Origin of the sequence: Chitinophaga eiseniae (genome assembly GCF_012641265.1) — a bacterium.
In the GTDB taxonomy this organism is placed as follows: Bacteria; Bacteroidota; Bacteroidia; order Chitinophagales; family Chitinophagaceae; genus Chitinophaga; species Chitinophaga eiseniae_A.
On sequence record NZ_JABAHZ010000002.1, the window covers coordinates 853,960 to 878,196 of the forward strand.

Genomic DNA, 24,237 nt, shown 5'->3' on the forward strand with positions numbered 1-24,237 from the left:
GTTACCACAACTTGAGTCCCATTTTTATCCCTACCTGTAGGCTGGGGAGTATACTCACCAGTTTGCCGTTATTCAGGGATACGTTATTGTTGGCATCGAAATGATAAGTGTTGTAATTGTAGATTTTACTGCGGATGCCGATGCCAATGAAGGGGTCGAGGAGAAAGCGGTCTTTTTTAAACTGGCGGCCTATCAGCAGCTGTAGCCCAACAACAGATTTGTCGCCGGAGTCGGTATAGGTAACATTGCTGACGGTATTGTCCTGGTTGGGATAGAATACTTTTTTGTAGAACAAGATAGGTTCGAAATAGGTGCCGGCTGCTCTAACCGGCGCCATGTCCATATCCGGAGATACCAGGTACCAGCGCATGCCTATCCTGAAGCCAAGTCCGCGTCCATCTACAAATTGTTCGGTACTGATGTCCGGCTTTTTCTGGCCGAAGTCTACTTTTTTGGCGAGCACATAGTCAGGGTAGTCTGTATAGATACCGCTTATTCCTACCTCCAGGCTGAATTTGTCAGACAGTTCCTGTTCCAGGTATATATCTAACTCATTAATTAATGTAGTAGGATTCACTTTCAGGTAGGCGTTTTTACCCACCTTTGTTTTCGTTTCCTGTGCATAGGATGCGAAAAATAGTGAGCAGGACAACCATAGTAATAGCAGTGTCTTTTTCATACAGTTGTAAGGGTTAGACTGGCTTAAGTACCTTGATCCTGGCGGTATGCCGTAGTTTATAAACCGGTCAATAATCGTTCCACAATTACCGGAAACCATTGATGCTCGAGGGCTTGTACCTTGCGGGCTACGGTATCAGGAGTATCTTCCGGCGTAACCACACAGCGCTCCTGCAGGATCGTTTCCCCATCGTCATATTTCTCATTGACGTAGTGAATGGTGATACCACTTTCCTTTTCACCGGCCAATACTACCGCTTCATGCACAAAATGTCCATACATACCTTTGCCGCCGAATTTAGGTAACAGCGCCGGGTGTATATTAATGATGCGGTTAGGAAATGCCTGCACCAGGTTGGCGGGAATTTTCCATAAAAAGCCGGCCAATACCACCAGGTCGATCTGTTGCTCCTTTAATAGCCGTATATATTTATCAGAATGGAAAAAGGCTTCTTTTTCTATGAGCACGCTGGGGATACCTTCCCGTTCAGCGATTTGTAATACACCTGCTCCTGGTTTGTTGCACACAATCAGGGATACCCTGCCTTTATCTGAGTTCCTGAGATGATCGATGATTTTCTGCGCGTTGCTACCTGCACCCGAAGCGAATATGGCAATATTTTTCAATTGATTCCTTTTAGGGGGGCAAAATTACATAATTGTGCCTGATATCTTTATATCATGGTGTCAGGAAATAAAGATATCAGGGGCTTTCATTTTATTTCAGGAATTCCCCGCAACCCTGGTAGGTTTTTTCCTTTACCTGAACCTGTACGGTGTTGGGCCGCATAATCCCGCTCATGTCGTCGGAGCATACAGTATTCCGGATGCTGATGGTAATCTGGGGAGTGGTATATACTTTTAAGGTGTCGGAATTAGGGTGTGGAGGGGGTAAAGTTGCCTGGAGGCTGTCGCCCTTCATGGTATGAAAATAGATTTTCCGGTTGTCGATATCCAGGTCCCAGCCGGGTTCATTGCCATTGGCGGTAAACCGGACACCTGATTTCAGCTTGGCGGCGAGGAGGGCGCGCCTGTCGCCTCCTTCCACGGGTTTCAATACGTAATTGCTGGCCAGTACCCCTTCAATGCGTTTTCCTTTGGTATCGAGCAGTAACAATTTCCCTTCAGTCGCGAGGAAGGAGCTGCTATCCGTTTTTTTATGGATCATCACGGTGGAATCGGAGGTTTGCTGCCAGGTACCTGTTTCTACGGTGGCTACTTCCTGGCCCCTACCCTGGTAGGCAACGAGTTCGCTGAAAGTATGGTCATCATACAGGCTTATCTGGTAGTCCATGCCGGGGCAGTCGGCACAGGGCAGTGTACCCTGGTAGGTGCCGGCCATATGGGGGGCAGGTGTATTTTTTGGAGGATTCTGAGCCTGGTGGTCAGCCGTATTGTTGTTACAGGCCGCCAGGACGGCAAACAGAACAGGTAATAAAAAATGTTGTTTCATGGAGTAGTTTTTTAATTGAGGCATGAACATTATGGTCTATCGGCAGGTTATTAGGTAAAATTAATGACTCTCGGAGAAATTAACCAGGTAGCGGGATAATATATTATATTGTATATTATATTGTGTAAGTTCGGGAGGATATAGGGGGCCACTATTTTGTTTCCATCTACATATATTATAACTATATCCCCGCAAACCTTGCTCCCTATTATGATGTAGACGAGCCTCTACAGGGGAATCGAACTTTCAATCAAAATAATAAGTTTTGAAAGATATATTCGGCAATACGTTAAAATAGGCCAGCATAAAGACTTACAGCGCAATTGCCACTGAAAAAATGAGCCCAAAACGAGCAGCTATAAGACAATAAATTTTTTTAATTGTTGGTAAATTGTCAACATTCTGTCTTATTTTTGCTGGCACTTTTAAGAAACTTTAGGTCAAATCTAAACTATATAGGCTGTGTATCGTCGTGTTTCCATTCTTTTGCGCAAGCATTTTGTGAGTGTGCTTATTCTATGCGCTAGTATAGTAATTCCTTTTTCTTCAGTTAAGGCTGCAGATCCAGCAAAGGGTAAAGCAACATTCCAGACAAATTGCGCCTCATGCCACAATGTCCACAAACAGTTGACAGGTCCTGCGTTAGCAGGTGTAGAAGATCGCTGGCCCGATAAGAAATTATTGCACCAGTGGATCCATAACTCTGCTTCTGTATTGGCTTCCGGGGACAAGTATGCCAATGACCTCTTTACCAAGTTTAACAAGACTGCGATGACCGCGTTTCCTCAGTTATCTAATGAGGACATCGACGACATCCTGGCTTATATCCAGGTAGAAGAGAAAAAAGGTCCTGCTACTGCTGGTCCAAAACCAGGAGAGCAGCCCGAAGGCGCCGCTGAAAAAGGCAATGATAACAGCTTACTGTTCGGTATCATTACCCTGATCCTTGCTGTAGTAGCGCTGATCCTCATGCAAATCAACAGCAACCTGAATAAGCTGGCTGGCGATAAAGAGGGCGTACCTACTCCGGATCCTGTTCCTTTCTACAAAAACAAAGCTTACCTGGCACTGATCATCCTCGTGCTCTTCATGGTAGGTGGTTACTTCACTATCAATGGCGCAATCGGCCTGGGTCGTCAGAAAGACTATATGCCTGAGCAACCCATCTTCTACAGCCACAAAGTACACGCAGGTATCAACCAGATCAACTGTCTGTATTGCCACGCTGGTGCTGAGAAGAGTAAACATGCCATGATTCCTTCCGAGAATATCTGTATGAACTGCCACAAGGCTATTAAAGAGTACTCCGGTACTTATGAGCTGGTAAATGCAGAAGGTAAGAAGATCGATGGTACTGCCGAAATCGCAAAATTATACGACTACGTAGGCTGGGATCCTAATGCTGGTAAATATACCAAGCCAGGAAGACCAATCGAATGGACAAAAATCCACAACCTGCCCGACCACGTTTACTTTAACCACTCTCAACACGTAGTAGCTGGTCAGCAACAATGTCAAACCTGCCACGGTGCTATCACTGAAATGGACGAAGTTCACCAGTTCGCCGACCTCTCTATGGGATGGTGTATCAACTGTCACCGTACTACTAAAGTGCAGTTTGCTGACAACAACTATTACAGCATCTTCGAAAAGCTTCATCAGGATATTAAAGATAAGAAGATCGATAGCGTAACTGTTGAAATGGTAGGTGGTACTGAATGTCAAAAATGTCACTACTAGGTTGGATTTAGAGAGATTTTCTCTTAATCAGAAGATATCAAAATTTATAAACGTAACTCGTTAATATAACATGGAGCAAAAAAAGTATTGGAAAGGCTTGGAGGAGTTGCACAATACCGATGCGCATCAGGAAATTGTGAAGAACGAATTCAGTGAAGAACTACCGTTCGAGAGTGAAGGCCTGTTGAATGCTACTACCCCCCGCAGGGATTTTCTGAAATATCTGGGGTTCACCACCGCTGCTGCAGCCATCGCTGCCAGCTGTGAAACACCAGTAAAGAAAGCTATTCCGTATGTAAATAAACCGGAAGAAATCACCCCGGGAGTAGCCAATTATTATGCTTCTTCTTATGCTATTGATGGTGAATATGTACCAGTAGTGGTGAAAACCCGCGAAGGTCGTCCTATCAAATTGGAAGGAAATACTTTATCTTCTATCACCCAGGGTTCTACTTCCGCTAAAGTACAGGGTGCTGTACTGAGCCTGTATGATACTGCCCGTCTCCGCTTCCCGTCTATCGCAGGTTCGGAAACTACCTGGGCAGAACTGGATAAACAAGTAGGTGCAGCACTGGCCGGTTTAGGCGGTGCTCCTGTTGTTTTATTAAGTAGCACTGTTCTCAGCCCTACTACTAAAAAAGTAATAGGCGAGTTCCTGGCTAAATATCCTAACTCCCGCCACGTAGTATACGACGCTGTTTCTTATGCAGGTATGCTGCAAGCCAACGAATCTTCCTACGGTAAAAGAGTGATACCTTCCTACCACTTTGAAAATGCAAAGGTAGTAGTAGGTCTGGGCGCTGATTTCCTCGGAACCTGGCTGAACCCGGTTGAATACGCCCGCCAATTTGCACAAACCCGTAAGATCAATGCACAGAAACCGGAAATGTCTAAACTCTTCCAGTTTGAAAGCACAATGAGCCTTACCGGTGCAAACGCGGATGAAAGATATACACACAGACCTTCTGAAACCGGTGCTATTGCACTGGCACTGCTGGCGGCTGTAGGTGGTAGCGTTACCGCTCCTGCCATTGCCGACAAACGTGTTGCAGACGGTATCCAGAAAGCGGCTAAAGCGCTGAAGGAAAATAACGGAAAAGCCCTGGTAGTAAGTGGTTCTAACGATGTGAATGTACAGATCATCGTAAATGCTATTAACAATGCCATCGGTGCTAACGGTACTACCATCGATTTCGCTTCTCCATCCAACTACCGTCAGGGTAGCGATGCGGATATGGCGAAACTGGTAAGCGATATGAACGCAGGCAGCATCGGTGCTGTACTGGTTTATGGCGTTAACCCGGCTTACGACTACTTCGATGCCAAACAATTTGCAGCAGGTCTGGGTAAAGTGAAACTGGCAGTTTCTTTCAACGAAAGAGCTGATGAAACAACTGAGCTGTGTAAATATGTAGCACCTGATCATCACTTCCTGGAAGCATGGAACGATGCAGAAGGTAGAACCGGATACTATAGCTTCGGACAGCCTACCATCCTGCCGCTGTTTAAAACACGCGCTATCCAGGATAGCCTCCTGACCTGGACTGGTAATACCACTCCATGGGCAGATTACCTGAAAAATGAATGGGTAGCCAAACTGGGTGGCCAGGAAGGTTGGGACAAAGTACTGCAGGACGGTATTGTTGAACCAGCTACTGCTCCGGCTTTAGGTGGTGCCTCTTTCTCCGGCGATGTTGCCGGCGCCGCTGCTAAAATCAACAGCGCTAAGAAAGGTGGTAAATTAGAATTAGTACTCTACGAAAAAGTAGCTATCGGTAGCGGTAAACTCGCTAACAACCCATGGTTACAGGAAATGCCGGATCCAATTACCCGCGCAACCTGGGGTAACTACGCTTGTATCTCCAACAAGCTGGCTAAAACTTTCTCTACACAGTTAGGTGATGATTACGAAATCAACGCCGAAAAGAAAGTACTGAAAATAAAATCCAACGGTAAAGAAATCGAACTGCCATTACTGATTGTTCCGGGTATACATCCTGATGTAATCGCTATCGCAGTAGGTTATGGCCGTAGTGAAAAAACAGGTAGAGCTGCCGGCGGTGTAGGTGTAAATGCTTATCCGTTTGTAAGCTTTAATGGTCAGACTTTCGACTATTTCACTACAGACGCTTCCGCAGATGCTACTGGCGCAAAAGAAATTGTTGCTTCAACACAAACACATAATAGCTACGAAGGCCGTCCTATCGTTAAAGAAACTACCCTGGAAGAGTTCATCAAGAACCCTAAGGAAGTAAACGAGGACAGACTGGAACTGAAGAAATTCGGTCCTGACTTCCGTAAGGATGGTACCCTGTATCCTAACTATAGCTACCCTGGTATCAAATGGGGTATGTCTATCGACCTGAACACCTGCTTTGGTTGTGGTGCTTGTACCATTGCCTGCCAGGCGGAAAACAACGTATCTGTTGTAGGTCGGGAGGAAGTAGCGAAGGGGCATGAAATGCACTGGATCCGTATCGACCGTTACTTCAGCGGAGACGACGAAAATCCGGAAGTAGTGTTCCAGCCAATGCTCTGCCAGCACTGCGATAACGCTCCTTGCGAAAACGTTTGCCCGGTAGGTGCTACCAACCACAGCTCCGAAGGTATTAACCAGATGGCTTATAACCGTTGTATCGGTACCCGTTACTGCGCCAACAACTGTCCTTATAAAGTACGTCGCCTCAACTGGAGAGACTGGAACGGTGCTGATAGCTTCGAAAACAACTTGTACGATGTTGCGGATATGAACGATAACCTCACCCGCATGGTACTGAACCCGGATGTAGTGGTTCGTAGCCGTGGTGTGATGGAAAAATGTTCTTTCTGCGTACAACGTCTGCAGGAAGCTAAGCTGGATGCGAAGAAAGCTGGTCACCCATTGAAAGATGGAGCTGCTAAAACTGCTTGCCAACAGGCTTGCGGCGCTGATGCGATCGTATTTGGTAACATCAACGACAAGAATAGCGAAATCTATAAGATCCGCAACGAACAGCAGGTAGACAGAATGTACTATGTGTTGGAAGAAACACACGTACTGCCTTCTATCAGCTACCTGGCTAAGATCAGAAACAAGGATGCCGCTCCTAAAGCAGAAAAAGAAACTGCACATAAGGAAGAAGCGCATCACGCGTAAGAGATCTTAACCGGTTATCGTTAAGAGATAAAGACAGAAAGAAGTTACAGAATCTGAGATCATAACAAAAGACAAGGCTAGTAGCTAGAAGCTAGCAGCTAAAAGCTTATAGAATATGCATTTAAAATACGAATCCACACTGAGAGAACCTTTGGTAGACGGGGTTAAGGATTATCACCAGGTAACGGAAGATATCATTAGTCCCATTGAAGGGAAGCCTGGAACACTGTGGTATGTAGGCTTTTTCATCTCCCTGGCACTGTTGGGCTTTGGCGCCTTCTCCGTGTTTTGGCAGATTTATTTCGGTGTCGGAGTATGGAACCTGAATAAAACCATTGGTTGGGGTTGGGATATCACCAATTTCGTATGGTGGGTAGGTATTGGTCATGCCGGTACCCTGATTTCCGCCATCCTCCTCCTGTTCCGCCAGGGTTGGCGTACAGGGGTAAACCGTGCGGCAGAAGCGATGACCATCTTCGCGGTAATGTGCGCCGGCCAGTTCCCGATTATTCACATGGGTCGTGTATGGATGGCGTTCTTCATCCTGCCTTACCCTAACACCCGCGGTCCGGTATGGGTTAACTTTAACTCTCCGCTCCTCTGGGACGTATTTGCGATCTCTACTTACTTTACCGTGTCCCTGTTGTTCTGGTATTCTGGCCTGTTGCCAGATTTCGCCAGCGTACGTGACAGAGCTAAAACCAAACTGCGTAAGCTGTTATATGGTATAGCTGCTTTCGGTTGGACCGGTTCTACCAAACACTGGCAACGTCACGAGGCACTGTCTCTCGTACTGGCAGGTTTGGCTACTCCACTGGTACTGTCTGTACACACGATCGTATCTTTTGACTTTGCTACCTCTGTAATTCCAGGTTGGCATACTACCATCTTCCCTCCCTACTTCGTAGCGGGTGCGATCTTCTCCGGATTTGCGATGGTACAAACACTGCTGATCATTACACGTAAAATATTAAAACTGGAAGAATACATTACCCTGGGTCACATGGAAGCCATGAACAAGGTAATTGTACTGACAGGTTCTGTAGTAGGTTGCGCTTACCTGACTGAGTTATTCATGGCATGGTATGGTGCTAACCCTTATGAATTTGCCACTTTCTTCAAATACCGTGCTGCCGGTCCGCTGGGTTGGTCTTACTGGATCATGATGACCTGTAACGTAATCACTCCCCAGGTATTCTGGTTCCGTAAAATGAGAAGAAGCGTAGCGGTGACTTTCGTAATGTCTATCATCGTAAACATCGGTATGTGGTTTGAGCGTTTCGTAATCATCTGTACTTCCCTGTATCGCGATTACCTGCCATCCAGCTGGTCTTATTATCGTCCATCCTGGCCTGAAGTAGGTTTCTACATGGGTACATTTGGACTGTTCTTTACCTGCTATTTCCTGTTCGCTAAATACTTCCCTGTAATTGCCTTAGCGGAAATCAAGTCTATCCTGAAGACTTCCGGTGAGAATTTCAAGGAGAAAATGGTGGTATACGAAGAAGAAAGTGCAGAGAAATTTGCACATGACGTAGCTCACGCACACTAATTAGACGAATCAAGAGATTTATTAACTGGAATTTGAATTTTTAAATATATGGCTGTTAAAAAATTTGTTGTAGGCTTGTTTGACGATGAGGCAGTGTTGTTCCCGGCAGTGAAGAAAGTACGTACTGCTGGTTACAAATTGCACGATGTATACACTCCTTTTCCTGTTCACGGCCTCGATCATGCAATGGGTTTAAGAGAAACCAGCCTGCACACAGCCGGTTTCATATACGGTATCACCGGTACTACTACAGCATTATCCTTCATGAGTTGGATATTCAATGTAGATTGGCCGCTGAATATTGGTGGTAAGCCGCACTTTCCATTACCAGCATTCATTCCTATTACTTTCGAGCTGACAGTATTATTTGCTGCGGTTGGAATGGTATACACTTTCTGCTACCTCTGCCAGCTGATGCCGTTTGTAAAGAAGCACATCTTCCATCCCAGACAAACAGATGATAAATTTGTAATGGTGATAGAAGTAACCGAAAAAACCAATGCAGAAGAAGTGAAAAGCTTCCTCGCTGCTGCTGGCGCTCAGGATATCAATGAGCAGAAAGCTGAAGCTGGTTGGTGGTTCGGAAGATGGGATAAGGACGATGAGCCTTATCTGCGTAAGATTCAGACCACAAACGCTTAATTATAATTAACAGCTAAAACATACAGTTGCAACATTAGGATTTGAGCAAGCAAGAACTAATGAAAGCTAGATAAATAATTTCTGATGAAAAGGACTTCCAACATATTGATTGTAGCCGCATTGGCAACTGGAGCTTTCCTGGCAGCCTGTAATAAAGGGGAGCATAACAGAAAGCCCGGCAGGATTTATATGCCAGACATGTATGAATCCCGTGCGTACGAATTTTATAGTGCTCGTTTGTCAGGCCTGAAGCCAGTGGAAGGAACAGTAAAAAGAGGTGAACTTTTGCCATACCATCTGAAAGAATCAGATACGGCACTGGCTAATCTGGTAAAAAATCCATTAACTATTACGCCAACTGATCTGAAAGAAGGCGAACGTTTATTTAATATCTATTGTGGTATCTGCCATGGTACTGCTTTAGATGGTAATGGTCCTCTCTATAAAGATGGTACCGGACCTTTTTCTGCAGCTCCTGCCAACCTGATAGCTGGTGCAAAATCCGGTTATACAGAAGGTCGCCTGTTCCATGTAATGACCTATGGTTATAACATGATGGGTAGCTACGCCAGCCAGCTCGACAGGGAACAACGTTGGAAAGTGGCTGCTTATATCAGAAGTAAACAGCCAGGCGCTGCTGCTCCGGCTGCCGCTCCTGCTAAAGACAGCGCTGCTGCAGTAGTAGCATCCAAATAATGAGTTAAAACTGAATTTCAATCAAGTATTTTAATATACAGTAATGAAAGACCAATTTGTAGTACCGGCAAGATTAAAAAAAACCAGCTTCGTGTTAATGGGCGTGGGCTTGCTGACGTTATTGATCGGATTAGTTGCGTTTAGAGGCGAACACTCGACACGGTTTTGGGCCGGTCTGTTGCAAAACAGCAGCTTCTTTTTGCTGATTACATTGGCAAGCACCTTCTTTATCGCTGCTACCACCCTCGCACACGGTGGCTGGCAAATCGCGTTCCGCCGCGTTCCTGAAGCGATCTCAATGGCTGTGCCTGTTCTGGCTGCCATCTTATTTGTAGTAGTAATGATCCTCGTGTTTGGCGGAAGAGATGATATCTATCACTGGGTTAATCCTCACCACGTTGCAGAAGATAAAATCCTCACCTGGAAATCTGCTTTCCTGAACAAAGGATTCTTTACCATCGCTACCATCATCACACTGGGCCTCTGGGTATTTTTTACCGTGAGACTCCGTAAAATGTCTATCGAAGAAGATGGATGGGATCTGCGCCCTGAAACCGGTCGTAAACTGCTCTGGAGAAATACCGTTGTTTGCGGCGGCTTCCTGGTAGTTTTCACCCTCAGCGTTGGCTCTACCACTCCATGGATCTGGTTAATGAGTATCGATGCACACTGGTTCTCTACTATGTACAGCTGGTATACTTTCGCAAGTACCTGGGTTTCAGGTCTGGCACTGATCTCCCTGTTTGTAGTATACCTGAAAAAACATGGCTACCTGACCTTCGTAACAGAAGAACACCTGCACGACCTGGGTAAATTCATGTTTGCATTCAGCATCTTCTGGACTTACCTCTGGTTCTCCCAGTACATGCTGATCTGGTACGCTAACATGCCGGAAGAAACTGAATACTTCCAACCTCGCGTTTGGGGTCAGTGGAGACCAATTTTCTTCCTGAATCTCCTGATCAACTTTATTACACCGTTACTGTTCCTGATGAAAAGGGACACTAAACGTAACTATACTGCCGTTGTATTCATCGCTATCGTGATCATCTTCGGTCACTGGCTGGATTTCTGGCAAATGGTGTCCCCAGGTACCGTGAAAGACCTGGTATTCCCATGGTTTGAATTTGGACTCGGACTTGGTTTCGTTGGACTGATCATCTTCCTGGTTGCTAACCAACTTACGAAGGCTGCGCTGGTTCCGAAGAATCACCCTTACCTGAAGGAAAGTATCGTTCACCACACCTGATTAGGTGATAACGGAGATTAGGCAAAAGAAAAGCATTAGATAACTTAATTATTTCATATAGCAATGTCAGGATTTTTAGCAGTCTTAGTTGTTGTTCTCATATTCATAGTCATCTTCCAGATTGCGAAGGCGAGCGAATATGTGTCCGTATTGAAGGGAGAAAAGAAAGCGCGTGAGCAAAGCAACCGTATAAATGGTTTCCTGCTGATAGCATTCCTGGTGCTGGGGCTTATAGGCGTGTACTACTGTAACGATTTGCTGAAAGGCAAAATCCTGGGCGAATCTGCTTCAGTACAAGGTGAAGGCGTTGATACCCTCATTTACGTAACACTGGCCATCACCGGTATCGTGTTCGTTATTACCCAGATCCTGTTGTTCTGGTTTGCATTTAAATACCAGGAAAAAGAAGGTCGTAAAGCCTTCTATTTCCCACACAATAACAAACTGGAGGTTATCTGGACCGTTATCCCAGCCATCGCGCTGACCGTTCTGGTTGCTTTTGGTCTGAAACACTGGTTCCAACTGACTTCCGATGCTCCGAAAGATGCACAGGTAGTAGAAGTAACCGGTAAACAGTTTAACTGGATCTTTCGCTACCCTGGTAAAGATGGTCAATTGGGTCGCCGCGACTTCAAAGACATCGATCCGGGTGCTGGTAATGAACTGGGTATGGATTGGAACGATCCGCTGAACAAGGACGACTTTATGCCTACCGAAGTTCACCTGGTAGTAGGCAAACCGGTTAAATTCATCATCGGTTCCCGTGATGTTATCCACGACGTAGGTTTACCCCACTTCCGTATGAAAATGGATGCGGTACCTGGTATCCCTACTACCCTCTGGTTTACTCCTAAGTACACCACCAAACAAATGAAAGAAAAAACCGGTAACGCGGATTTCACATATGAAATTTCATGTGATCAGATGTGCGGTAGCGGCCACTACTCTATGAGAGGTGTGATCGTAGTAGAAACTCAGGAAGAATTTGACGCCTGGGCAGCCAAACAAAAGTCAACATACAGTCTGACCCACGCTGATACAGCAGCTCCAGCCGGAGCCCCTAAGGCAGACAGCACACAAAAAGTAGTAGCTGCTGTTACTAAGTAAGCTTAATTTTGTGTAGAAGAATTTTTGACGGAGTACAATTAAAAACAATAAAGACAAACTGACAAACGACGATACTTCCCGGGCGTTAGTTTATAATAAATCGAACCGATTATGAGTAACGAAGCAACATTGCACAGTCAACAGGAGGTAATGCACGGAGCGCATGATCATCATGATCATGAGCACCACCATGAAGACAGTTTCATCTCGAAATATGTGTTCAGCATGGATCACAAAATGATTGCCAAACAATTCCTGATTACTGGTATCGTTTGGGCTATCATTGGTGCTTTCTTCTCTGTTCTGTTCCGTTTGCAACTTGGTTTTCCCGATGCAACTTTCCCATGGCTGGAAAGCATCCTGGGTCATTGGGCTAAAGGTGGCCGCATTACAGCGGAAGCTTACTATGCACTGGTAACCATGCATGGTACCATCCTGGTATTCTTTGTATTAACTGCCGGTTTGAGCGGTACCTTCTCTAACCTGCTGATTCCTTTGCAGGTAGGTGCACGTGATATGGCCTCTCCTTTCATGAACTGCCTGAGCTATTGGTTCTTCTTCCTGGCCAGCCTGGTTATGATGGCATCCCTGTTCGTTCAAACAGGTCCTGCTTCCGGAGGTTGGACAATGTATCCGCCACTGAGTGCTTTGGGTGATGCTTCTATTGGTTCTAAAATAGGTGTGGATTTGTGGTTGACCAGTATGGCACTGTTTGTTGTTTCTCAGTTGCTCGGCGGTTTGAACTACATCTCTACTATCCTGAATATGCGTACCAAAGGTATGGCTATGACTAAAATGCCATTAACCATCTGGTCATTCTTCTTTACTGCTATCCTGGGTGTACTGTCCTTCCCTGTATTGCTGTCAGGCTTTATCCTGCTGCTGATGGACCGTCACGCTGGTACCAGCTTCTACCTGTCCGATATCTTCATCGCCGGTAAAGCTTTAGCTAACGAAGGTGGTAGCGCTATTCTCTATCAACACTTATTCTGGTTCTTAGGTCACCCTGAGGTATATATCATCATCCTCCCAGCCATGGGTATGGTATCTGAAGTATTGGCGGTTAGTTCCCGCAAACCTATCTTCGGTTACCTGGCGATGATCGGTTCCCTGTTCGCTATCTGTATCCTGGCCTTCCTGGTTTGGGCACACCACATGTTCGTAACGGGTCTGAATCCATTCCTGGGTGCATTCTTCGTACTCTTAACCTTATTGATCGCGGTACCGTCTGCTATCAAGGTATTTAACTGGATCACTACTATCTGGAAGGGTAATATCAACTTTACACCTGCTTCCCTGTTCTCTATCGGTTTCGTGAGCACTTTCATCTCCGGTGGTTTAACAGGTATCTGGTTAGGTAACTCTTCTATCGATATCCACCTGCATGATACCATGTTTGTGATCGCTCACTTCCATATTGTAATGGGTGTGTCTGCCTTCTTTGGTATGTTCGCGGGTATCTACCACTGGTTCCCTAAATTGTATGGCCGTTTCATGAACTCCACCATTGGTTATATCCACTTCTGGGTAACTATGGTAGGTGCTTACCTGATTTTCTGGCCAATGCACTATGAAGGTATGGCGGGTATGCCAAGAAGATACTATGATGTATCTAACTGGGCTTCTTTCAAACAGTTCGGTGGTCTGAACGAATTCATTACCATCGTGGTAATCCTGGTATTTGCTGTACAGCTGTTGTTCGTATTCAACTTCTTCTACAGCATCTTCAAGGGTAGAAAGATGACTACCAAGAACCCATGGCATGCAACTTCCCTGGAATGGACTACACCAATCCATGCTGGTCACGGTAACTGGCCTGGTGAAATTCCTGAGGTATATCGTTGGGCTTATGACTATAGCAAGGATGGAAGAGATTTCATTCCGCAAACTGAGCCTATCGGTCCTAACGAAGAAGTACACTAATATAATTGTCAGAATTCCGGTAGGAAGGCGAAAAATCTTCCTCCCGGGATTTTGTTCACAGTGATGTTTGTAAATTTGCTCCGGACTTAAACCCGGAATGTGGCTAGAAAAAAAATGTTGCAAGAAAACTCCATAAAATTGTCGTCATCGTATGCAGTAGCTAGCAAGGTGAAGGATTACTCTCAGCTGATGAAGTTTAATCTCACCTTTATGGTGGTATTTTCGTCGGTAGTGGGTTATCTGCTGGTGCCTGGCGTGGAGTTTAACTTAGTCAAAGTTCTTTTATTATTCGCTGGTGGTTTGCTGGTTTCCGGATCAGCTAATACCATTAACCAGATATGGGAAAGGGAAACAGATAAACTGATGGCCCGTACTGCTGTACGTCCACTGCCTTCCGGGCGGATGAACGTCAGCGAGGCGGTGATATTGGCTACTGTAACCGGGGTGGCTGGTATCTTCGTAATGGGATACTGCTTTAACCTCCTCTCTGCCCTGCTGAGCCTGGTTTCCCTGGTGATGTATGCTTTTTTATACACTCCCTGGAAGAAATGGAACTCACTGGCGGTATTGGTGGGCGCATTTCCCGGTGCCATGCCTTTATTAATTGGTTGGGCAGCAGGAGCTAATGACCTGAGTTTAGGTGGTTGGTCGTTATTTGCGATCCAGTTTTTATGGCAGTTCCCGCATTTTTGGGCTATCGCCTGGATTGCATACAAAGATTACGCGAGGGCAGGCTTTAAAATGTTGCCCGGTAGTGGCGAACCCAACAAGTACACTGCATTACAGGCAGCCATGTACACCTTGTTGCTGATTCCCGCCGGTGTAGCGCCTTACCTCCTGAAAATTACAGGCAGTATCTCTGCAATAGTGGCTATTCTCGCTGGTGTGTTCTTCCTCTACAGAGCAATCAACCTGTACAGAAAGAATGATGTGCCGGCAGCACGCAAGCTGATGTTCGGATCTTATATTTATCTGACTATTGTTCAGCTGGCGCAACTACTGGACAAAGCTTAAAATGAAAAGAGGAGTGATGGATACTATGACATTAGAACAACGTAAGAAAATACATCCGCATAAATATTCCCTATGGATTGCTATGGGGAGCATCACTATGATGTTTATCGGGTTTACCAGCGCTTACATTGTTAAAAGATCCCAGGCAAATTGGCTGGCATTTGAACTGCCACATATTTTCTGGATATCCACTGCAGTGATTTTAACAAGCAGTTTGACTATTCACCTGGCTTTGAAGCAATTCAGAGGCAGGAATATGCAACGCTATAAACAGTTAATTACGCTTACAGCTATACTGGGTGTGGTGTTTGCCGTTTGCCAATGGATAGGATTTTCTCAGTTGAAGGCAATGGGACTTCCCCTCAACGGGCCTGTTTCTGCCTCATTTATTTATGTTATCGTAGGCGTGCATATGCTGCACGTACTGGGTGGTGTAATTGCACTGCTCATTATGTTTGGCCGGGCTTATAGAACCCGCATACGTACCTACAGCGCAGTACCCATTGAAGTAGCCGCTACCTACTGGCATTTCGTGGATGTATTGTGGATTTACCTGTTAATTTTTTTAAGTATCGCCAGATAAACTTTGTAAAATTTTATAAAACTAACAATGGATACAGCAGTTACAGCGAAGAAAAAATGGTGGGCCGGAGGATATTCTCCCTTTAATGTGAGCTATGGCAAGTTGATGATGTGGTACTTCCTGATGTCAGATGCGTTCACATTCGGCGCATTATTGATAGCATATGGTACCATCCGGTTTTCCAGCCCATCCTGGCCTGATCCGAATGAAGTGTTCAAATCATTTCCTGGCATGGGCCATGCCGAATTGCCGCTGATGTTTGTGAGCTTAATGACCTTCATTCTCATCATGAGTTCTGTAACCATGGTACTGGCCGTACACGCTGGTCACATGAGAGATAGAAAAGCAGTGGCTAAATGGCTGCTCCTGACTATCATTGGTGGTTTCGCCTTCCTGAGCTGCCAGGCATGGGAATGGACACACCTGTTCCACGAAGGCGCATGGTGGGGCCGTAATCCTTTCGTTAATGCAGATGGTACACAGGCTTCTACCAACTTCACCAACTTCTTCTTTACCATCACAGGATTCCACGGATTACACGTTACTTCCGGCGTTATCCTCAATATCGTAATCCTCGCTAACGTACTGAAAGGTACCTACGATCAGAGAGGCCATTACGAAATGGTGGAAAAAGTTGGACTGTACTGGCACTTCGTAGATCTGGTTTGGGTATTCGTATTCACCTGCTTCTACCTGCTCTAAGACAAGACGGGGTATTGATTATTTGGAATCTGATTTTTAGCATTTATTTAATTTAAATAGTAATGGAGCATACACACACTGCAGCAGGACACGAAACTGCACATGTTGATTCGTCTACTAAAACCATCTGGAGAACGTTCTGGATCCTGTTGTGTATCACCTTAGTGGAAGTAGGTCTTGCATTTTTACACCTGGAATATGGTTTCCTCCCCAGAGTAGTGCTGAACGCAATATTCGTTGGCCTTACCGTAGTGAAAGCCTTCTATATCGTGGCCGAATTTATGCACCTGGGTCATGAAATCAAAAACCTGATCATGACGATCTTAATACCTTTGTTATTGTTCATCTGGTTTATTATCGCATTCCTGTATGAAGGCGATTCCTGGAAGAACATGCGGAAAGACCTGAAACCAGGTACGCCGGTAGAAACACCAAAGGTAGGACCAGCCGTTAAGCCAGGACACGTTTAATTCATTTATAAAATTTAAGGACCATTTCTCGCAGGGCTATATTAGGAGTTTCATTGGCTATTCTGGTGCCGCTTTTGGGTTATCTCATTGTAGATCACTATGGAAAGAATGTGGTGCCAGTACCAGGCTACTATATCCCGGAAAGAGTAGATACGATCCACGAAAATGGTAAAGTTTCCTACGATACCGTTTTTCATAAGATCAGGGATTTTCACCTGACAAACCAACTCGGTCAACAGGTAAGTCTCAAAGACATGGAAGGAAAAGTGTTATTAGTTGATTTCTTCTTTACCTCCTGTCCAAGTATCTGTCCTACGCTTACCAAAAACCTGAAGAAGATCCAGGGAGCCTATGTAAAGAATGATTCTTTACTCCAGATCCTCTCCTTCTCAGTAGATCCGGAAAGGGATACGGTAGACAAGCTGCGTAAGTACGCATACGATTACCAGGTAAATCCGGATAACTGGTGGTTGCTTACCGGTAGTAAAAAAGAAATCTATGACCTGGCCAGAAACGATTTTTTTGTTTCGGTAACCAAAGGAGATGGCGGCCCGGATGATTTCATACACACGGAAAAGCTGGTGCTGATTGATAAAAACGGAAATATCAGGGGATACTATAATGGTTTGGATTCCAATGCAATTAAAAAGGTGGCCGGCGATATCGCCATTCTCCACCTGGCAAAGGAAAGACATCGGCCTGGATTTATAGCCTTCCTTAAGAAGTTATTCTCCGGAGAAAAATAATTGACGATTTTGAGTGAAGGGTGAATAAGGAAAGGGTGTTCACCTTTCTTTATTCACCTTTATATATTTTTAAAGATATGGAACTAAAAAACAGGAACCTCAATACGCCCATTACGATCGTTTCCATTGCCATCCCGGCACTGGTGGCGTTATTGTTCGTTTTACCCAAGCCGGACCTGCATCCTGGATTCGATATCCGGATTCTGCCCCTGTTCCATGCTATTCTCAATACCGCTACTGCAGTATTGTTGCTAGCCAGCCTGTACTTTATCAAAAACAAATATGTAAAAGCGCATAAAACTACTAACCTGATCGCAGTGGCTTTGTCCGCCATCTTCCTGTTGTCTTATGTTACCTATCACGCCCTGGCACCTGAAACCCGTTTCGGAGATATAGATCACAATGGCGTGCTGGATGCGGCAGAGAAAGCTGCCCTCGGAGGTATCCGCTACTTTTACTATTTCTTGTTGCTCACGCATATCCTGCTGGCCGGTATTATCGTGCCACTGGTGCTCTTTACGTTGCTGCGCGGATTCCAGAACGACATTCCCCGCCATCGTAAAATTGCCCGTATTACCTGGCCGCTTTGGTTTTATGTGGCCGTAACTGGCGTGATTGTATACATTATGATTTCTCCTTATTACCACTAATATAATTAAGGAGATTTTTTAAGTGGGATACCCTAATTTTGTAGCATCAAACGATAAGTACTATGAAAAAGGCAGGTTTGTTTTTGTTGACAAGTGTTTTGATGATGATGAGTGGGTCAGTAATGGCACAGTGTTCACTTTGCACTAAAACAGCGCAGCAGCTGGGCGAAGGCCCTGCTAAAGGCCTGAACAACGGTATTTTAATGTTGGCTTTAACTCCCCTGATGATTATTGGTTTCCTGGCTTTCAGGTGGTGGAAAAGTAATAAGGAAGCCTGATAAAGTAAAGTATAACCCTTAACAACTATGATTACCTACAGAAAGGCGGATATACATGATATCCCGCAGCTGATTACATTGCGGCTGAAGTTTCTGAAAGAAGTATACCCTAAAGCCGATTCCGCTCAGGATCACACACTCACAGCACATCTTAATATTTACCTCGCTGAGCATCTCAGTGCAGATAGCTTTGTAAACTGGATTGCAGAAGCGGAGGACAAGGTAGTGGCCAGTGCGGGTATTATTTTTTATAATCAGCCGCCACTGTACCACAACCTTGAAGGCAAAGTTGCCTATATTTTGAATGTATATACGCTTCCCGCTTTTCGACGGAAAGGCATTGCAAAATACCTGCTTGAAAAAATTCTTGAAGAAGCCCGGAAACGTAATACTGGTAAAGTAAGCCTGCATACCAGCAAAGACGGACGTTTATTATACGAACAGTTTGGCTTTGTGGCCGGAGATAATGAAATGACCTGCCAGTTGCAAATGCCAGTTGTACAATAATAACAGCTACTCTTCCCGAAGTTCAAATACCGGACAATCTACCCGCAAACCACCATGGTTTAAGGATATTTTTAACAGATTGCAGTAATGCCCCTTTTTCATGGCATAATGCTGGCAATTGAAACACATAGGTTGTGAAGAAATCACTTCCTGTTGGTTAAGCTGGTAAATCAGCTGCATCAGCTGCTCCAGCAACGTGCTTTGGTCTTTGGAAGACAGTTGCTCTACTGTTTCCTGTAATGGTGCCGCAAACAGTTCTACTTTTTTGGCTACCGCCCTGCCTTCCTTTACCAGGTGTAAAGTGTGACTACGGGTGTCGGTGAGACTTGCTTTACGGGTCAGGTAGTTCTTTTGCTCTAAAGATTTCACTGCATCACTGATAGTGGCTTTGGTCATGTTAAAGTGCGATGCCAAAGTTGTAACGGTACGCTGCTCCTCTGGATAGTGCAGTAAAAAAGTAAGTACCTGAATCTGTATGGGGCTAAGCCCATACTGTGTAGCCTCCTGCCATAATAGTACACGGAAGGCCTCTGATAGTCGCTCCAGGGAGGCCACTACTTTGCTAGATGTGTTTTCTGCCTGCTGTGCGGGGCTGAATGTGGAAACTTTCCCCATATTTTCTTGCTGTCCTTAATAGTTAATGGGGCAAGGTACAATATTAATGTATGGCGGGAAATAGCATATTAGTGACATTCCTGATTATTCAACATTTTTTAGTGACATCCTTCCAGCTCGTGTATGTAATAACCCCGCTCTGAGATATGTTCCTGCCATTGGGGAACGAGCTCGGTAAGATGGCAAAAGCGACAGTCCTTATGCGACACAGATAAGGTTTCCCCTTTTCTTGATCGCAAATAGGTATTTCCATACACTAAAACATCCTCGAAGCAAGTAGACTTGTCAACTATGATGTCGAAATGAAGGTAGCCCCCATCTTTTTTCTTTACATAGGTGTCGAAAACAGCAACTTGCATAACAACTGATTTAAGGAATGATCACTCATAGGTAAACTGGCTGGAGGAAGGATATATCCATAGTAATACACTGAAACAAATTGCTTTAAACCAGGCCTGCTGCATACGCGCTGTGGTTTGGGGCGGATACCCGCTATCGCCTAAGAAAGGTCGTCCCGCCTCTGCTACAGGGTAGATAAACGTAGATAGATAACGCAGGTAAGTGGAAGGCAATTCATTTACAGGATCTACTTCCGGACCAGGATGTAATTGCGCTACAATACGCTCTTCCAGCTGCCACCAGTCATTCCCCTCTCCCCTGCTGCATAAATCTATAACCCATTGCCGGAAATGCGGTCGTAAACGTTGCAGATAATCCGCATCGGGGGCCCCATTTTTCGTAAAGTAATGTGCCAGGTAGTTATTCCTGAGTATGTGATCGTACCAGGCATCCAGTATCTCCTCCGTGTGCGCCAGCAAGATATTGCCTGCCATCAGCAGGTATTCCTCATCCTCATGAGTGAAGAGCAGCATCCTTTTTAAACTGACCAGGGTTTGTGCATCCGGCGTAGAGGGAGAGCCGGAATCTGCCGGATTATGCCGCAGCGCGTCATTCATAAGTAATGATTTAGATTTTCACGAGGAATGGTTCTTACAAATATAATAAGGTTACCTAACTAAAAAAATATTATATATCTTTTGTAGTTCATTAATAGTATATATTAATAAAAGTTTATTTGTGATTGTAGCGCGAACAATATAGCTTTGAACATAACGACTATAAAACACCGCATGATTAATATCTTTCATCGCATCAATAAAAAGGGACTTCACATAACCCCGGACTTTCGGCTACTGTCAACGCCCGCAGGAATTATTACATGCTCCGGGATCCTCCGGTTATCCGCTATAGCCGTATTGGTAGCCGCTATCGGCATAGCAGCCGCCAAAAGCATTACGATAGCCATTCAGGCGATTACCTCGCTGGCATTTTATGGTAGTTTGTCGCACCTGGAAGCTGGGGCACAAGACAGTGAGCTGGGTATTTTGATCATATTGGTGCCAATAGCTGGTGCGATGCTCCTAACGATGCTCCCAAAACAAATCAATGCTTTCGGGAAAGCCATCGGACTTACGCTGGCTATAGGAATGGGGGCCCCACTGGGCATCGAAAGCCCGGCAATGATACTAAATGGCGCCATAGGCTGTTGGCTGGGGAAGCTATTCCGCTGTACAGCAGCTGAATCGCAGCTGCTATTGATAGTTGGCATTACCAGCGCTTTCGGCTATTTGTTTGGTGCACCGATAGCATCCATCATACTCGCATTGGAAGTATTTTTAGCTGAATATACCCTGGCCGGCATCATTCCTATAGTGCTGGCAGCGGCCACTACCGCTGCAGGGAGTTACCTGCTACGCGGTACTGCGCCGGTATTTACCATCAATGCAGCACCGGCAACAAATTTACCAGCAGTATTGGTATACACGGCGGTAGGCTTAATTGTTGGCGGATGGGGCAGGGTTGTTTCAAAACTATATCGCCTGTTGTACAATTGGTTAGGAAAGCTAACTGATAATAATCGCTGGTATTTATTGATACCTGTATTGCTGGTAGCGCTAACCGGGTATTTTTCTCCCAGGGTATTAGGTACAGGGGAACATTATTTGGATGACCTGTTGCAGGCACACGTTACACTGGCAATATTATTCGCATTGGCAGCAGGAAAGTTATTGGTGTGGATTTTCTTTTCCAGCGCTTATAAAACAGGAAGTGGCATTACGCCCCTGTTACTGATTGGCGGCGCCACCGGGTTGCTATTGGGAGTGGTTATCCAATTATTATTTCCATCTGTAGTAATACACTCCGGCACTTTGGTATTGGTAGGCATGGGGGCTATGATGGTAGGCACTTCGCGGGTATTACTTACGACAGTGATATTGTTGTTGGAAGCAACCCACGATATGAATACGGCTATACCTGTTTTGATAGCCTGCATCATCGCCTATGGGATAGCTGCATATGGGAAAAAACAGCGCAAAGCATTGCTTCGCGCTGATGAGGTATCAGTTAATCATGACCCGATACAAACTTTAAACCGATGATTGACCCGATTAACAAGGCGAGAAAAAATAGCCGCCAAACTGCCGCTGGTTCTTTGAAAAATATCATCCCGGCAATAGCAGTACCTGCAGCGCCAATGCCCGTCCACACTGCGTAAGAGGTGCCTATCGGAAGCCCTCCGTTGATCGCCTTATTCAAAAAGAAAAAGCTTAAAGAAATACATACTACAAAACTGAGAGAAGGCCATAGTCTTGAAAAGTTCTCAGAATACTTTAATGAAATAGTAAAGCCTATTTCAAACAGTCCACCAATGACAAGGAATAACCAAGGCATAACACTGAATTTAAAAAGTAAGAAAATAGATTAAAAAGGAAGGGCACAAAACACCCGTTCTCTGCGGATCAGAGACCGTAATTAAACACTGCGTAAGTGAGAGATATACCGAATGAAGTAAAACGCATGCGGCAAAGGTAGCAAAAAATATTTATTCTATTCTCCTGAGTGCTTCCCGCCTGCTCAGTGGGGCTAATGCGGTACCACTCACAAAGGTGCGTACACTCTCAGGGTTGGTTTTGGAATACTCCCGTAACGCCCAGCCAATCGCTTTCTGGATAAAGAATTCTTTGGAATGAAGCTGCGTTTTAATATAGCGGTATAACAACTTTTCGTTGGTGTGTTGCTTGTAACCGTTCTGGAAAATAATAGCGGCCCGTTGCAGCCACATATCGTTACTAGCAATCCATTTATCGGTAACAGCAGGTTGTTGTGAAGGAAACTTTCTGAGCCAGGGGCCCGCTACACAGGATACAATACCATCTACCGTATCCCACCACGACTTATGCGTAATCATGTATTCAATCAGCGGGAGATGATCAGGTATCCATGTCTTGTGCATTAATTGCAGGTAGTCGATCGCTGCATATTGGTATTCCCGCTCGGGTAGCTCCCACAGCGCTTTTATAAGCCCCGGTATATCGTTGCTGCCCGGAAGCCCGTGCTGGATAACGAGTGTTTTATTGAGCTGACGGCGCGCAGGGGTTTTAATACCCAGGAAGGCAAACTGATCCCGCATATAGGCTTTCATCGCGCCCGCGTTATTGGTGTTGACAGCGGTGATATAAGTTTGCATAATCAGGGAAAGATATGACATGCGCGGTTAACTTTTGGTAGATATATAACGGTACAGGTTAAACGCTTTTTCCTGTACCAGTTGTTGTATCTCTTGCTGGAGAGTTTGTTTGGAGATATCCTTCATGCGGCGATGCTGTATCAGTTGATATGCTTTTTCGGCCAGTAACAGTGTATGTCTTTGTTGTTGGTGAGATACCTGTTCATGATGTTGTTCGATGGCCCGTATAATGTCGTGTATGCCTTCCTGTTGGGTAGCTACCGACTTTATCACCGGTATTTCCCAGTTGCCGTGATACTTGCTGTGTGCCAGTAAGCGCAGGTTTTTTACAAAGATATCCGCGTTATCGCGATCGGCTTTATTTACAATAAAGATATCGGCTATCTCCATTAAGCCCGCTTTCATGGTTTGTATTTCATCGCCGGCTTCGGGCACTACTACCACCACGGTGGTATCTGCTACGCCAGCTATTTCTACTTCGCTTTGCCCAACACCTACTGTTTCAATGAAGAGATAATCGAAGGCAGCCGCTTTAACCAGGTCGCTTACTTCAATAATTTTGGGACTTAATCCGCCTAACGCTCCCCTGCTGGCCATGGAGCGGATGTATACGCGGGGATCATTGAAATGTTGACTCATTCTTATCCGGTCGCCCAACAGGGCGCCAAAATTAAAAGGGGAAGACGGGTCTACTGCAATGATGGCTACGCTTTTTTCCTGTTCCAGCAATTGGGTGATCAGGGCATTTACCAGGGTGCTCTTGCCCGCTCCGGGAGGGCCGGTAATACCTACCACTTTGGTATGGTTGTTTACCGGGAGTTGTTCCAGCAGCTGTTCATAGCCAGCAGCTTCGTTTTCAACCAGCGAAATGCAACGGGCCAGTGATTTAATATTTTTATCAGCCAGGCCATCTATTAACGATCGGTACATGCCCAAACTTTATAGTAGTAAATATTCACGTAATTTT

The 24,237-nt window shown here is 45.2% G+C and carries 26 protein-coding genes; 17 read left to right on the forward strand and 9 right to left on the reverse strand.

All coding sequences use genetic code 11. The features are described from left to right. Position 1 precedes the first annotated feature (1 nt). The 3 genes from HGH91_RS11105 to HGH91_RS11115 all read right to left on the reverse strand — a co-directional run bounded on the left by HGH91_RS11105 (position 2) and on the right by HGH91_RS11115 (position 2,131). A complete protein-coding gene (locus tag HGH91_RS11105; RefSeq protein ID WP_168738506.1) occupies positions 2–679 on the reverse strand; it encodes a hypothetical protein in 678 nt (225 codons plus the stop codon). 56 nt (positions 680–735) lie between these two features. Beyond that, entirely contained in the window at positions 736–1,305 is a 570-nt protein-coding gene (gene purN, locus HGH91_RS11110) for a phosphoribosylglycinamide formyltransferase (protein ID WP_168738507.1), read from the reverse strand. A 91-nt stretch (positions 1,306–1,396) separates the two neighbouring features. Next, positions 1,397–2,131 (reverse strand): copper resistance protein NlpE N-terminal domain-containing protein, encoded by a 735-nt coding sequence (locus HGH91_RS11115; protein ID WP_168738508.1) that lies wholly within the window; start codon positions 2,129–2,131, stop codon positions 1,397–1,399. A gap of 507 nt (positions 2,132–2,638) precedes the next feature. Between HGH91_RS11115 and HGH91_RS11120 the strand changes: the two genes are divergently transcribed. From HGH91_RS11120 to HGH91_RS11195, 16 genes are all read left to right on the forward strand, one after another. Continuing rightward, positions 2,639–3,871, forward strand: a complete 1,233-nt coding sequence (locus HGH91_RS11120; RefSeq protein WP_317166830.1) for a c-type cytochrome — start codon at positions 2,639–2,641, stop codon at positions 3,869–3,871. Between the two features lie 70 nt (positions 3,872–3,941). After that, entirely contained in the window at positions 3,942–7,007 is a 3,066-nt protein-coding gene (locus tag HGH91_RS11125) for a TAT-variant-translocated molybdopterin oxidoreductase (protein ID WP_168738509.1), read from the forward strand. Between the two features lie 115 nt (positions 7,008–7,122). Beyond that, positions 7,123–8,559 (forward strand): NrfD/PsrC family molybdoenzyme membrane anchor subunit, encoded by a 1,437-nt coding sequence (gene nrfD, locus HGH91_RS11130; protein WP_168738510.1) that lies wholly within the window; start codon positions 7,123–7,125, stop codon positions 8,557–8,559. 48 nt (positions 8,560–8,607) lie between these two features. Further along, on the forward strand, positions 8,608–9,201 hold the full coding sequence (locus tag HGH91_RS11135; protein ID WP_168738511.1) for a DUF3341 domain-containing protein: 594 nt from the start codon (positions 8,608–8,610) through the stop codon (positions 9,199–9,201). Positions 9,202–9,285: 84 nt separating this feature from the next. Continuing rightward, positions 9,286–9,897, forward strand: a complete 612-nt coding sequence (locus HGH91_RS11140) for a c-type cytochrome (RefSeq protein ID WP_168738512.1) — start codon at positions 9,286–9,288, stop codon at positions 9,895–9,897. Between the two features lie 43 nt (positions 9,898–9,940). Further along, on the forward strand, positions 9,941–11,146 hold the full coding sequence (locus HGH91_RS11145; protein WP_168738513.1) for a quinol:cytochrome C oxidoreductase: 1,206 nt from the start codon (positions 9,941–9,943) through the stop codon (positions 11,144–11,146). A 63-nt stretch (positions 11,147–11,209) separates the two neighbouring features. Then, positions 11,210–12,253 carry a cytochrome c oxidase subunit II gene (locus HGH91_RS11150; RefSeq protein ID WP_168738514.1) on the forward strand — a complete coding sequence of 348 codons (1,044 nt, stop codon included), beginning with the start codon at positions 11,210–11,212 and terminating at the stop codon, positions 12,251–12,253. Between the two features lie 111 nt (positions 12,254–12,364). Beyond that, entirely contained in the window at positions 12,365–14,176 is a 1,812-nt protein-coding gene (locus HGH91_RS11155) for a cbb3-type cytochrome c oxidase subunit I (protein ID WP_168738515.1), read from the forward strand. A gap of 138 nt (positions 14,177–14,314) precedes the next feature. Next, positions 14,315–15,190, forward strand: a complete 876-nt coding sequence (gene cyoE / locus HGH91_RS11160) for a heme o synthase (RefSeq protein WP_247651709.1) — start codon at positions 14,315–14,317, stop codon at positions 15,188–15,190. 1 nt (position 15,191) lies between these two features. Continuing rightward, the gene (locus HGH91_RS11165; RefSeq protein ID WP_247651710.1) at positions 15,192–15,773 is read left to right on the forward strand and encodes a heme-copper oxidase subunit III; all 582 of its coding nucleotides are present in this window, start codon (positions 15,192–15,194) and stop codon (positions 15,771–15,773) included. Positions 15,774–15,800: 27 nt separating this feature from the next. After that, a complete protein-coding gene (locus HGH91_RS11170; protein ID WP_168738517.1) occupies positions 15,801–16,475 on the forward strand; it encodes a cytochrome c oxidase subunit 3 in 675 nt (224 codons plus the stop codon). 62 nt (positions 16,476–16,537) lie between these two features. Further along, positions 16,538–16,945: a cytochrome C oxidase subunit IV family protein gene (locus HGH91_RS11175; protein ID WP_168738518.1), complete on the forward strand. Its 408-nt coding sequence runs from the start codon at positions 16,538–16,540 to the stop codon at positions 16,943–16,945. 74 nt (positions 16,946–17,019) lie between these two features. After that, positions 17,020–17,691, forward strand: coding sequence for an SCO family protein (locus HGH91_RS11180; RefSeq protein ID WP_168738519.1), 672 nt, complete (start codon positions 17,020–17,022; stop codon positions 17,689–17,691). Between the two features lie 77 nt (positions 17,692–17,768). Beyond that, positions 17,769–18,341 carry a DUF420 domain-containing protein gene (locus HGH91_RS11185; RefSeq protein WP_168738520.1) on the forward strand — a complete coding sequence of 191 codons (573 nt, stop codon included), beginning with the start codon at positions 17,769–17,771 and terminating at the stop codon, positions 18,339–18,341. Positions 18,342–18,403: 62 nt separating this feature from the next. Next, entirely contained in the window at positions 18,404–18,619 is a 216-nt protein-coding gene (locus tag HGH91_RS11190) for a hypothetical protein (protein WP_168737887.1), read from the forward strand. A 27-nt stretch (positions 18,620–18,646) separates the two neighbouring features. Then, a complete protein-coding gene (locus HGH91_RS11195) occupies positions 18,647–19,126 on the forward strand; it encodes a GNAT family N-acetyltransferase (protein ID WP_168738521.1) in 480 nt (159 codons plus the stop codon). Positions 19,127–19,132: 6 nt separating this feature from the next. Here HGH91_RS11195 and HGH91_RS11200 read toward each other — a convergent pair whose 3' ends face one another. The 3 genes from HGH91_RS11200 to HGH91_RS11210 all read right to left on the reverse strand — a co-directional run bounded on the left by HGH91_RS11200 (position 19,133) and on the right by HGH91_RS11210 (position 20,697). Then, entirely contained in the window at positions 19,133–19,741 is a 609-nt protein-coding gene (locus HGH91_RS11200) for a MarR family winged helix-turn-helix transcriptional regulator (protein ID WP_168738522.1), read from the reverse strand. 98 nt (positions 19,742–19,839) lie between these two features. Next, positions 19,840–20,100: a DUF2024 family protein gene (locus HGH91_RS11205; protein WP_168738523.1), complete on the reverse strand. Its 261-nt coding sequence runs from the start codon at positions 20,098–20,100 to the stop codon at positions 19,840–19,842. Positions 20,101–20,121: 21 nt separating this feature from the next. Continuing rightward, entirely contained in the window at positions 20,122–20,697 is a 576-nt protein-coding gene (locus HGH91_RS11210; RefSeq protein ID WP_168738524.1) for a protoglobin domain-containing protein, read from the reverse strand. A 174-nt stretch (positions 20,698–20,871) separates the two neighbouring features. Here HGH91_RS11210 and HGH91_RS11215 point away from each other — a divergent pair, with 174 nt between their 5' ends. Further along, positions 20,872–22,182 carry a chloride channel protein gene (locus HGH91_RS11215; protein WP_168738525.1) on the forward strand — a complete coding sequence of 437 codons (1,311 nt, stop codon included), beginning with the start codon at positions 20,872–20,874 and terminating at the stop codon, positions 22,180–22,182. Here the strand turns inward: HGH91_RS11215 and HGH91_RS11220 are convergent. From HGH91_RS11220 to meaB, 3 genes are all read right to left on the reverse strand, one after another. Continuing rightward, positions 22,148–22,474 carry a DMT family transporter gene (locus HGH91_RS11220; protein WP_168738526.1) on the reverse strand — a complete coding sequence of 109 codons (327 nt, stop codon included), beginning with the start codon at positions 22,472–22,474 and terminating at the stop codon, positions 22,148–22,150. The two genes, HGH91_RS11215 and HGH91_RS11220, sit on opposite strands and share 35 nt — an antisense overlap. 151 nt (positions 22,475–22,625) lie before the next feature. Continuing rightward, positions 22,626–23,291, reverse strand: a complete 666-nt coding sequence (locus tag HGH91_RS11225; RefSeq protein ID WP_168738527.1) for a DNA alkylation repair protein — start codon at positions 23,289–23,291, stop codon at positions 22,626–22,628. 6 nt (positions 23,292–23,297) lie between these two features. Continuing rightward, positions 23,298–24,200: a methylmalonyl Co-A mutase-associated GTPase MeaB gene (gene meaB / locus HGH91_RS11230; protein ID WP_168738528.1), complete on the reverse strand. Its 903-nt coding sequence runs from the start codon at positions 24,198–24,200 to the stop codon at positions 23,298–23,300. Positions 24,201–24,237: the final 37 nt, after the last annotated feature.